The sequence below is a fragment of the Rhodococcus sp. 05-2254-6 genome (genome assembly GCF_002258565.1).
Lineage (GTDB): Bacteria > Actinomycetota > Actinomycetes > Mycobacteriales > Mycobacteriaceae > Rhodococcoides.
Window position 1 is genome coordinate 1 of sequence record NZ_NOZF01000044.1, and the last position, 10,045, is coordinate 10,045.

General features: G+C 63.8%; 12 protein-coding genes and 2 pseudogenes. 7 read left to right on the plus strand and 7 right to left on the minus strand.

Annotated elements, in window-relative coordinates; genetic code table 11:
• Nucleotides 1-199, minus strand: a pseudogene (locus CH256_RS28320) (MFS transporter); the annotation flags it as partial.
• Between the two features lies 1 nt (nt 200).
• Here CH256_RS28320 and CH256_RS05005 point away from each other — a divergent pair.
• The gene (locus CH256_RS05005; RefSeq protein WP_256989372.1) at nt 201-380 is read left to right on the plus strand and encodes a hypothetical protein; all 180 of its coding nucleotides are present in this window, start codon (nt 201-203) and stop codon (nt 378-380) included.
• A gap of 24 nt (nt 381-404) precedes the next feature.
• On the opposite strand, the gene CH256_RS05010 is transcribed toward CH256_RS05005, so the two are convergent.
• Nucleotides 405-800, minus strand: coding sequence for a hypothetical protein (locus CH256_RS05010; protein WP_094669037.1), 396 nt, complete (start codon nt 798-800; stop codon nt 405-407).
• A gap of 79 nt (nt 801-879) precedes the next feature.
• Here CH256_RS05010 and CH256_RS05015 point away from each other — a divergent pair, with 79 nt between their 5' ends.
• The 3 genes from CH256_RS05015 (at nt 880) to CH256_RS05025 (ending at nt 3,702) form a co-directional block, all read left to right on the plus strand.
• On the plus strand, nt 880-2,157 hold the full coding sequence (locus CH256_RS05015) for a hypothetical protein (RefSeq protein WP_094669031.1): 1,278 nt from the start codon (nt 880-882) through the stop codon (nt 2,155-2,157).
• 177 nt (nt 2,158-2,334) lie between these two features.
• Entirely contained in the window at nt 2,335-3,300 is a 966-nt protein-coding gene (locus CH256_RS05020) for an alpha/beta hydrolase (RefSeq protein ID WP_373454776.1), read from the plus strand.
• Between the two features lie 105 nt (nt 3,301-3,405).
• Nucleotides 3,406-3,702, plus strand: coding sequence for a hypothetical protein (locus CH256_RS05025; protein WP_032376174.1), 297 nt, complete (start codon nt 3,406-3,408; stop codon nt 3,700-3,702).
• Between the two features lie 49 nt (nt 3,703-3,751).
• Here CH256_RS05025 and CH256_RS28935 read toward each other — a convergent pair whose 3' ends face one another.
• The 4 genes from CH256_RS28935 to CH256_RS27960 form a co-directional block, all read right to left on the minus strand.
• Nucleotides 3,752-4,342, minus strand: a complete 591-nt coding sequence (locus tag CH256_RS28935; RefSeq protein WP_068055598.1) for a CsbD family protein — start codon at nt 4,340-4,342, stop codon at nt 3,752-3,754.
• A 185-nt stretch (nt 4,343-4,527) separates the two neighbouring features.
• Nucleotides 4,528-5,550 carry a YdcF family protein gene (locus CH256_RS05035; RefSeq protein WP_094669033.1) on the minus strand — a complete coding sequence of 341 codons (1,023 nt, stop codon included), beginning with the start codon at nt 5,548-5,550 and terminating at the stop codon, nt 4,528-4,530.
• 19 nt (nt 5,551-5,569) lie between these two features.
• Nucleotides 5,570-6,214 carry a TetR/AcrR family transcriptional regulator gene (locus CH256_RS05040; RefSeq protein WP_094669034.1) on the minus strand — a complete coding sequence of 215 codons (645 nt, stop codon included), beginning with the start codon at nt 6,212-6,214 and terminating at the stop codon, nt 5,570-5,572.
• A 73-nt stretch (nt 6,215-6,287) separates the two neighbouring features.
• Entirely contained in the window at nt 6,288-6,446 is a 159-nt protein-coding gene (locus tag CH256_RS27960) for a hypothetical protein (protein WP_179272005.1), read from the minus strand.
• A gap of 168 nt (nt 6,447-6,614) precedes the next feature.
• On the opposite strand from CH256_RS27960, the gene CH256_RS05045 reads away from it, so the two are divergent.
• The 3 genes from CH256_RS05045 to CH256_RS05055 are packed head-to-tail and all read left to right on the plus strand — an operon-like array spanning nt 6,615 to nt 9,697.
• On the plus strand, nt 6,615-8,180 hold the full coding sequence (locus CH256_RS05045) for a flavin-containing monooxygenase (protein WP_094669035.1): 1,566 nt from the start codon (nt 6,615-6,617) through the stop codon (nt 8,178-8,180).
• Between the two features lie 21 nt (nt 8,181-8,201).
• On the plus strand, nt 8,202-9,023 hold the full coding sequence (locus CH256_RS05050) for an alpha/beta fold hydrolase (protein ID WP_094640786.1): 822 nt from the start codon (nt 8,202-8,204) through the stop codon (nt 9,021-9,023).
• Nucleotides 9,020-9,697 (plus strand): TetR/AcrR family transcriptional regulator, encoded by a 678-nt coding sequence (locus tag CH256_RS05055; protein ID WP_094669036.1) that lies wholly within the window; start codon nt 9,020-9,022, stop codon nt 9,695-9,697. The genes CH256_RS05050 and CH256_RS05055 overlap by 4 nt, the downstream gene beginning before the upstream one ends.
• 4 nt (nt 9,698-9,701) lie before the next feature.
• Here the strand turns inward: CH256_RS05055 and CH256_RS05060 are convergent.
• Nucleotides 9,702-10,045 (minus strand): annotated as a pseudogene (locus CH256_RS05060) (ABC1 kinase family protein); the annotation flags it as partial.

The following is a 10,045-nucleotide window of genomic DNA, read 5'->3' on the forward strand; positions in this document are numbered from 1 at the left end:
CCACTACCCAGAGGCCCGCTTTCGAGGTCCCGGTGGTATCGAGCAGCCAGCCTGTCATGTAGGGAGCCGCCAGTCCGGCCGATGCGCCGATGGTGTTCACCAGTGCGATGCCTGCTGCGGCTCCAGCCCCGGTAAGGAAGGTGGTCGGCAAATACCAGAAGATCGGCAACGCAGAGAAGATTCCTACCGCGGTAAGCGTAATGAACACCATCGGCGCATCGGCCGGACTGGCGGCTCCCTACATGACAGGCTGGCTGCTCGATACCACCGGGACCTCGAAAGCGGGCCTCTGGGTAGTGGGTGCCTTTATGGCCATGGCGGTGGGACTGCTGTTCGTGGTTCGAGCGCGTCTGGGCAAGCTCGATCGAGAACTGGTGTGATTCAGTCGTAGTCGGTCGTGCGGGTCAGCCGATGCCGGGGATGAAGCCGGGGTAGACGAAGTGCCCGGGACCTCCGCCGGGCAGCAGCTGACCCGTCGAACCCGGGTAGTTCATGTTCAGCAGAATCAGCTTGTGCGGGTTGCCATTCGAATCGGCCTGCCAGCAGGAGGACAGCACTCCGTGAAATCCGGTGCAGACGATGCGAGTGCTGTTGCCGTAGGGCGAGGTCAGTCGATTCTTGCTGACGAACGGGTTCCAGTAGTCCAGGTCCTGCGGGGTGAGGAATCCGGTGACGTCCTGCGGAGCCGACGGACTCGGATACGGCGGCGGAGTGGGCCACTCGTCGGCTGCGGCCGTTCCCGTTCCGAAGGCAGCGGCACCTGCAATGACGCAAGCAATGACAGCGGTGCGACGAAACATCTCGATCGACTCCTTCGCGGGACGGGCACCCAATAGACCACAGACACTCGTCTCGTGGGAACACCTTTAAGTTGAAGACATGATCGCGGATCGGTACGGGCCTGTTGCGGCAACGGTATGCGGTGGATTCGTTGCCGGATACTCGATTCGCGAATCGCTCGGCCAGGATTCGTTCCACATCGAGTCCTCGGGCAAGTGGTACGGGGCATTCGTCACCGCGCAGTGGGCAGGCTCCCTCGCCGTGTTGGCGGCCGTACTCGTGCTGGTCGGCATACATTCTCGGCGCTCCTCGGTACTGGCTGCAGTGGCCGCCGCGCTCGGGTCGGTGGTGATCGCACTTCCGTCGTTCGCACCGATCGCTTCCAATCAAGCGGTGACCACCAACGCACTCGGCGCAGGCGTTCTGGTCGGCGTCTGCGGATTCATCGCCGCTGGACGCAGGTTTCCGTCCGCCGGTATTGCAGTAGGACTGCTGGGCTCGATGCTGTTATACAGCGCAATCTCGCCACTACGCGGACCGCGTGAGGGACGGTGGATGGATAATCTGGCACCGCAGTACGTCGAATCGACCGTCCCTCTTCTCGTTCTCCTCGTGACCGCATCGCTGCTGGTCAGGATGGGCCTGCGAGCACCCGTTATCGGCTTCGAAACGTCCGATGCTGCAGTCGTCGGCGTACTCGCCTTCGTGTATCTGATCGTCTACACCTACCTCGGCAACACGACGTCGACGGCGACCATGTGGACGTTCGCCGTCGCGATCGCCGTCGTACTGACCTACGCCGGCGCGCTGAACCTCGACGGTCGGGACGGCCGATACCTGATGCTGGGGTTGGCGATCGCGGCGTCCGGAGTCAGTTCGCTGGGATGGTCGGATACGTCGTGGTGGATATTCGCTGCCGCCGCTGCGCTGTTCGTCGGCGCGGTCGGGGTGGGCCTGCGCCTAGACCTGTCGACCCCCGCGCTCGTGCTGCTTGCCGTGGTCACTGCGACCGGTTTGCTTTCGATCGGCGACAGTGCGGTCAATGTCGTTGGAACCGTTGCATATTGCACCCTGTATCCCGTCGCCATCGGCCTGGCCGTCGGGTCGATGCAACCCACCCGCACGGTGGCGTCGGCCATCGGTCCGTTGATTCCGTTCGCGCTGACGCTGTTCTGGGTGTCGGCTCCGGTGCCGCCGCGGGTATTCGGTTGGACGGACGGGACGCCCGAGGACTATGTGCGTCCCATTGTTTCGCTGTATTCGCCGCTGCCCGTGGGTGTGGTGGTCGCGGTGATCGTCATAGTGGGTTGTCTCTTCGTCATTCGACGCCACGACCTAGCGCATCACGATCGCGTCTCGGATTCGTCCGGTCCATAACGCTCGGGACGTTTGCTCGAGGTAACGTCACCTCATCTTCGGCCGATGTAGAGACTCGACCGGTGTAACTCGACGAAAAGGTGAAACAGCGTGCCACGATCTCGACGACACGGCTTCCGGCGAATCGGTTCGGCTACGGCCGTCGCCCTCGCAGTGGCGATCCTCCCGACCGCGCTGATGACGCCCGTCGCGTCCGCGGAAGAGCTGCCTGCGGCTACGACGCAGTCGAGCAACGGATCGAGGATCGAGTCGGTCAACACCCTCAAGAACCGCCAGGTCCAGCTCCAGGTGTACTCGGCGTCCATGAACCGCACCATTCCCGTGACGGTGCAGAAGCCGGCCGACGACAGCGCGTCCCGCCCAGTGCTGTACCTGCTCAACGGCGCAGGCGGCGGCGAGGATGCCGCATCGTGGCAGTCGCAGACCGACGCCGAGGCCTTCCTGTCGGACAAGAACGCCTACATCGTGACTCCGCAGAAGGGCAAGTGGTCCTACTACACCGACTGGCTCCAGGACGATCCGAAGCTCGGCAGCAACAAGTGGAGCACCTTCCTCGGTGAAGAGCTGCCCCCGCTGATCGACGCCCAGTTCGACACCAACGGTCGCCAGTCGCTCGCAGCGCTGTCCATGACGGGCACCTCGGTCCTGAACATCGCGATCAAGTACCCGGGCAAGTTCACCGGCGTCGCGGCGTACAGCGGCTGCGCTCAGACCTCCGACCCCATCGGTCAGCAGTTCGTCAAGCTCGTCGTCGAGACCTACGGCGGCGGCAACGTCGAGAACATGTGGGGACCGCTCGACGGCCCCGTGTGGCGCGAGAACGACCCGCTGCTCAACGCCGAGAAGCTCCGCGGAACGCAGATCTACATGAGCACCGGCAGCGGACTGCCCGGTGCCCCGAACGACACCTTTGCCAACCCGCGTCTGAAGAACGACCCGGCGACGCTTGCCAATCAGGTCATCGTCGGCGGTGGCATCGAAGTTGCCACCAACTTCTGCACCTCGAACCTGGCCAAGCGCCTCGATCAGCTCGGTATCCCGGCCACCGTGGACTTCCGCCCGGTCGGAAACCACTCGTGGGGCTACTGGCAGGACGACCTGCACAACTCCTGGCCGTTCCTGGCGGGATCGCTCGGCATCTGATCTTTCCAGCACCGAACAACGGCCACCTGCACCTCGTGTGCGGGTGGCCGTTCTTCGTTGTCCAGGGCGGTGGATCGACGTAGTGATCGAACGTATGATCGAACGATGGCACGGCGCGCACAACCTCGACCGGCGTCTGCCGTGCGCCCGTTCAAGCTGCTCCGACCACCGCTGAAGGTGTGGATCGACCTGAACATCCTCTACCCGCTGCCGCCGCACCACGCGTCGAAGTTCAATCCCGAGGGATTCGATGTGCGACGCGTCGTGCCGGGAGATCTGGTCGAATGGTCCATCACCGTGGACGGGGATTGGCTGGGCCGCGTCACGTACGAGTTGATGTCACGAGACCGCAGTGAAACCGTCACTCACTGGGTGCCCAGCCGGGCGCTCAAGCCGCTGTAGGACGCAGAAGGCCCCGCCTCGATCGAGGCGGGGCCTTTCGTCATCACCTTCAGAAGCTGTGCTTGCGGGCCTTCTTGGCGAGCTTGCGGGTGGTGCGCTTCGACGGAACGAACAGGTGCGCAGCGCTACGGCGACGGTTGCGTCGACGGATCAGCACGAACGCGACGGCACCGGCTGCGGCTGCGACGGCTGCGATGATCGGAGTGCCGACCTTCGCCGCCTGGGCGACATCCTCGGAGTCGATGTTGCGAACCGTGTTCTTCACGTCGTCGGCGACGGCGGAGGCCTTGTCGGCTGCCTTGTCGGCGACCTGGGAGGCCTTCTCCTTCACGTCGTCGGCATCGACGTTCGAGACCTTGTCCTTGACGGTGTTCTTGACGTCCTCGGCCACGTCGGACGCCTTGTCCGCGACATCGGCGGCTGCGTGCTTGGCCTCCTTGGCGGCACCGGCTGCGGAGTCGGCGGCGCTTTCGGCGACGTCGGAGACCTTGTCGGCGGCCTGATGAGTGTTGGCCTTCGCCTGATCCTTGGCACCCTCGGCGCGAAGGCTGTCGTCACCGGTTGCCTCGCCGGCCTTCTCCTTCGCAGTCCCGGCCAGTTCCTCTGCCTTGTGCTGAGCCTTGTCGATGAAGTCGGCCATCGGTGCGTACCTCTTTCGTGTAGGTCGTCTCCGGATACCCGGAGCTGGGGGCGTCGCGGACGACGCCGTTAGGTATGAGTCGAAATCGACGCTCCGAAACATACGTCCGACGGGCGTGTTCCGGGTCACTATCGGTGGGGATGCTCGATGTCGCGCAATTCCCTGGTGCCGTCGGGCCCCGCATCTCAGTTCACGTGCTGGAGAATCACCACGATCGAAGCGATGCCGACCAGCAGGGCGATGTTGGGCGTCCGGTAGCGATGCAGGATTGCGACGAACTCGCGCAGGAACGCCGTCGGTGCGTAGAAACGTGCCGTGGCGGCTCCCGTCACATGGGCGTCGAGACCCAGATCGCGAGTGAGCGCGGCCGTTCTCAGGACGTGAAAGTTGCTGGTCACCACGATCATCGGCTCCGACCTCAGGTCCGACGACTCGAGAAGGTCCCGCGTCATCGTCAAGTTCTCCCGAGTGTTTCGCGAGCGCGCCTCGGCGAGGATCAGTTTCTCGGCCACACCCTTGCCGACCAGGTACTTCTTCATCGCCGTGGCCTCCGCCGTCTCCTCGTCGGACCCTTGCCCGCCGGATACGACCAGGACCGGGCGATGTCCGGACGCCACTTCGGCGTTGTGCACATCGAGGGCGCGGTTCAGTCGGCTCTCGAGAAGAGGCGTCACGGTTCCTCCCGAGCCCAGCCCGCATCCCAGAGCAACTACGGCTGCACTTCCTTTCGGTGGCTCCATGTGTCCGTATATCAGCGCGTGGACCGAGAACGCGGCGAGCTGGACGCCGAGGCAGATCGAGAACAGCACTCCCGTCCAGACCGCGGCCAGCAACCACAGGGGCAGGGTGTGTGTTTGCAGCACGGCCGCCACTGCGACGAACAGCCCGACGCCCAGCGTCACCGCAACCGCCAGAGCAAGTGGCAGTGCGGTCGAGAGTCGGAGCCCTTCGCGCCTGATCACCACCAGCCCATTGATGGCCGCTGCGCCCACGAGTCCGATTGCCGTCAGCAGTATTGCCGTCAGCACCGCAACGACGAGAATCGCCTCGACCCGGGCGTCCAGCCGATGCAGCAGACTCAGCGATCCGATCGCCAGCGCAGCGAGAGCCGCAATGACAGTCAGGCCGTTGGACAGCCGACGCGGGTCTCGCCGGATACGGACGAACGACGTGACGACCAAGACGACGGCCAACGCGAGTAGGAGCATGGTTCGAACCTGGTTCCGGTCAGGGGAGTGGTGTCGTCAGTGCGGCAGTGACCAACTCGACGAGGGTGTCGATGTACGGGGTGAAGGTGTCATCGGTGGTTCCGACGTCGGAACTGCGGCTCAGGGCCCATTCCTGGGCGAAGATGTTGGCGGCACCAATAATTGCGAGAATGACCAGGCGATAGTTCCTGTTCGGCAGTTCTCCTCGTGCTGCGGCGGTGGTCGCCAGGGAGTCGAACATCTCGACGATGACGTCTCGCTGGTTCATGCGCCACAGTTCGATGTCGGTACTGACGCCGACCACTTCGACGTAGCAGACCCGAGCCGACATCCTGGTGCGACACGTGACGCCGAGGTACGCCCGGATTGCGGCGTCGATCGACGCCAACACCGGTTGCCGACCGTCGGCGGTCAGTGCCTCTCGTGCAGCGTGCTCGCCGTCCTGATTCATGGTGGTGACGATCTTCTTGAGCAGCTCCGACCGGCTTCCGATCTCGCGATAGAAGTGACGGGTCGACACGTTCGATTCCGCGCACAACATCCCGATCGTGGTCGCCGCGTACCCGTGGCTGCCGAACAGAGCGATCGCGGTGTCCATGAGACGGGCGATGCGTTCGGAGGATCGCTCCTCGGGCGACCTGCCTGCGTACTTCCGATCGCCCATGGGGTCGAGAGTACTGACCGGGCCCGCTGCCGTTGTCGACGTCACGGAACGGAATGAACCGCTCGCGAGCTCGTTACGTGCGTCGGCGCGTGAACGGTCGCTTCGGCCACTTCGAGCGCACCGGCTTGTATGCGCCGGACAGGGCACGTCGCTCGAAGTCCAGGCCCGATCCCCTCGACGCCAGTAGGACGAGAGCGACGACTCCTGCGGCCCCGACCGTCACGGCAGTCATCGGATTCTGGTTCCCTGTGCTGTGTGGATGCAGGCAACAGGTGATGTGTGGTTCATGAGGGGTTCCTGTCTTCGGTGTGCGGTGAACACTGTCATTGACACCGCCACTCGTCAATGGCACATTGTGTGATGTAAGTCGCGATCCGCCGCACAGTCGGGCCGATCCGCGATGGTGTTCGGCGAGACAGCGAGGCACGACGTGACGACAAGCCGAGTTCGATGGCCCGAGTTCGACGGCTCCGTCGACAACTTCCAGGACGTTCTCATCATCGGTGCAGGCATATCGGGCGTCGGAGCCGCATATCGCCTGCAGCAGATGGCACCGGAGCTCAGCTACACCATCCTGGAAGGTCGAGAGCGCGCAGGCGGTACCTGGGATCTGTTTCGGTACCCCGGAATTCGGTCGGACAGTGACATCTTCACGTTCTCGTTCCCGCACACACCGTGGCAGGGAGACACCCTCCTCGCTCACGGCGAAGACATCCGCAATTACATCGTCGATACCGCCTACGCGAACGGCATCGACGAACACACCGACTTCTCTACCTCGGTCGAGGCTGCGAACTGGGATTCGTCGACGGACCTGTGGACCGTCCAGACGCTTTCGAACGGTGTTCCGAAGACCTATCGCAGCCGATTCGTGTTCCTGTGCACCGGATACTTCGACTACTCGGGCGGGTACACCCCCGATCTTCCCGGGGCCGACGAGTTCACCGGGCAGATGGTGCACCCTCAGCAGTGGCCCGAGGATCTGGACCACTCGGGCAAGAGGGTCGTCGTGATCGGAAGTGGCGCAACCGCAATCACTTTGGTGCCCTCCCTGGCAGTCGAGGCCGCGTCGGTGACGATGCTGCAGCGCTCGCCCACCTACATCGCGTCACTGCCGATGACCGACCCGTTCACCACGCTCACTCAGCGTGTACTGCCGGACTCCCTGGCGCACAGTGCATTGCGGTGGCGTAATGCACTGTTGATGGTCGGCTCGTATCAGTTGTGTCGACGCGCACCGAAGACGGCCCGCAGGGTGTTCCGGGCCATGACGAAGGCGCAATTGCCGCGGGGATACGACGTCGACAAGCACTTCGATCCGATGTACGCCCCGTGGGACCAGCGACTGTGTGTGGTGCCGGACGGCGACCTGTTCAAGGCCATTCGTTCCGGTCGTGCGACCGTGGTGACCGACCGAATCTCCCGCGTGACCGCCGACGGCATCGTCCTGGAATCCGGAGACGAGATCCCGGCCGACATCATCGTCACTGCAACGGGGTTGAAGCTCAAGGCCTTCGGTGGCATCGCGCTGTCACTGGACGGAAAGCCCTTCGCGGCGCACGACAAGTTCGTCTACAAGGGGCACATGCTCGAGGACGTGCCCAACGTTGCCTGGTGCATCGGGTACACGAATGCATCGTGGACGCTCAAAGCCGACATGACGGCCAAGGCGGTGGCGAAACTGTTGGTGTACATGCAGTCTCACGGCTACACCCACGCAATTCCCGACCGAGCGGGCAAGCCGGTGGAATCTCGACCGGTCGTGGACCTCGCATCGGGATACGTCACGCGATCCTTGGACGAGCTACCCAAATCGGGGACCGAGCGGCCCTGGTCGGTGAGGCAGAACTATATTCTCGACAGGATAGACGCGCGCTTCGACGATCTCACCGAATCGATGACGTTCGGACGGACCGTGCCTGCACGGGTGGCCGGCCCCGAAGCAGTAGACGCTCGCACCGGATAAACGAGAACAGATCGGACCGCAATGACTTTCGACATCGAGGGCCCCGCGCTCGCGCACACCATCCGCGGCGAGGGACCGACCCTGGTGCTGATCCATGGGATAGTTCATCGGCAACACGCCTGGGACAGCGTCATCGAGACACTCGCGCAGCACCGGCGAGTGGTGACGGTCGACCTGCCCGGCCACGGTGATTCACCCGAACTACCCACCGAGGAGTTCGATCTCGGCCCGTGGATCGTCGCCGAACTGGAGCGGTTCCTCGAGCACGTGGCGGTGGACGGCGAGAAGCCGCACGTGGCCGGAAACTCGTTGGGTGGATACTTCGCCCTCGAACTCGCCGCCCGCGGATCGGTTGCCTCGGCCACCGCGCTCTCGCCGGCCGGATTCTTTCGCGGACACTGGGATCAGACGCGTGCGCTGCTCGTGTTCCGATTGCTGCGTGCATTGTCCCGAGTGATCAGCCCCATCGCACCGGCCGTCATGCGTTCGGTCGTCGGTCGCACGATCGCCAACGGTGTCTTCTACGCCAAGCCGTGGCGAGTTCCCGCCGCGACGGCGACCATCGACGCGCTCAGTATCACCACCAACCGGGCGATCGACGCAGCGGGTAACGCAGTGCCGCGCTTCAGTATTCCGGTCGACGAGGATGTTCCGGTCACCGTCGCGTGGGGGCGTCGCGACTGGGTTCTGCCGGTGTATCAGGCACCGCTGGTGCGTCGAACCTTTCCGCAGGCGGACGTGACGACGTACGCGGGGCTCGGGCACGTACCGATGTCGGACGATCCGGAGCTGGTGGCGTCGATTCTGTTGAGGGGATCACGAACCGTCTCCCAGTCGGCGTGAGCGTTCCGGAGAAGGTCGACGGCCGAAGCCACCGGTGGCGCGATCATCGGATCACGCGGCGGCGTGAACTGCTCGACTGCACTCTGGACACCATCCGACAGCAGGGTCACAACATCGGCATGGACGACATCGCCTCTGCGAACGGAGTCTCGAAAACTGTTCTGTACAAGCATTTCACCGACAAACGGGGCCTGACCGACGCTGCCATGGCGCGATACGTCGAGACCGAGCTGGTGCCTCGGATCAAGGACGCGATGTCCGAGGACCTCGACGAGTATCACCTCACCCGGGCAGTGATTTCAGCCTACGTCTCGACGGTCGACACGGATCCCGAGATCTACATCTACGTCCACGCCAACAACGCCGTCTCGGGCAACCAGGACGTCATCACCGCGGCGGAGGGGCTGATCGCCGAGCTCCTGGCCACCGTCATCGCCGACAGATTCCGAGAGCGTGAGTTCTCCACGGCCGGTTCGATGCCCATCGCCTTCGCAATGATCGGTGCTGTTCGATTGGCGTCACACTGGTGGATCTTCGATCGAACCATGACGGCCGAGGAGCTCGTCGACTACCTCACCATGATGGTCTGGAGCGGAATTGCTGGCATAGCGCGCGCCGCGGGCTCGGTCGAGCGATTCGCGTCGGAATCTCACCCGTTGATCGACGAGCCGTGAGGGCTCAGTCCGGGAGCGCGATGTTCCTCGCGGCCACCGCTGCGGCCACTTCCTCCGGGAGAATGTTTCTGAACAGAAACAGGTCTCGACCCAACACCCATTCCGGTGCGAGTGCAGCCGAGTAGCGCTCGAAGTAGCCGAGCTGCTTGCCGAACAACACCAGTTCCTCCGGTGTCGCGATACCCCAGCGCCTGCCTGTCTCGACCAGAGACGCGACGAGTTTGCTCAGGTCGACGCGGGCGGCTCCTCTACCCAGAATCGGCTCGAACAACTTCCTCAGCTGCAGACCGATCAGCTTGTCGCCCAGAGTTGTTCCCTCGGTGATGCCGAGCATGCGGATGCGTCGCG

Coding starts and splice junctions, on each gene's coding strand:
- CH256_RS05045 (WP_094669035.1), top strand. CDS start 6,615: ATGGTGTTCGGCGAGACAGCGAGGCACGACGTGACGACAAGCCGAGTT.
- CH256_RS05025 (WP_032376174.1), top strand. CDS start 3,406: ATGGCACGGCGCGCACAACCTCGACCGGCGTCTGCCGTGCGCCCGTTC.
- CH256_RS05050 (WP_094640786.1), top strand. CDS start 8,202: ATGACTTTCGACATCGAGGGCCCCGCGCTCGCGCACACCATCCGCGGC.
- CH256_RS05020 (WP_373454776.1), top strand. CDS start 2,335: ATGACGCCCGTCGCGTCCGCGGAAGAGCTGCCTGCGGCTACGACGCAG.
- CH256_RS05015 (WP_094669031.1), top strand. CDS start 880: ATGATCGCGGATCGGTACGGGCCTGTTGCGGCAACGGTATGCGGTGGA.
- CH256_RS05010 (WP_094669037.1), bottom strand. CDS start 800: ATGTTTCGTCGCACCGCTGTCATTGCTTGCGTCATTGCAGGTGCCGCT.
- CH256_RS27960 (WP_179272005.1), bottom strand. CDS start 6,446: ATGACTGCCGTGACGGTCGGGGCCGCAGGAGTCGTCGCTCTCGTCCTA.
- CH256_RS05040 (WP_094669034.1), bottom strand. CDS start 6,214: ATGGGCGATCGGAAGTACGCAGGCAGGTCGCCCGAGGAGCGATCCTCC.
- CH256_RS05005 (WP_256989372.1), top strand. CDS start 201: ATGAACACCATCGGCGCATCGGCCGGACTGGCGGCTCCCTACATGACA.
- CH256_RS28935 (WP_068055598.1), bottom strand. CDS start 4,342: ATGGCCGACTTCATCGACAAGGCTCAGCACAAGGCAGAGGAACTGGCC.
- CH256_RS05035 (WP_094669033.1), bottom strand. CDS start 5,550: ATGCTCCTACTCGCGTTGGCCGTCGTCTTGGTCGTCACGTCGTTCGTC.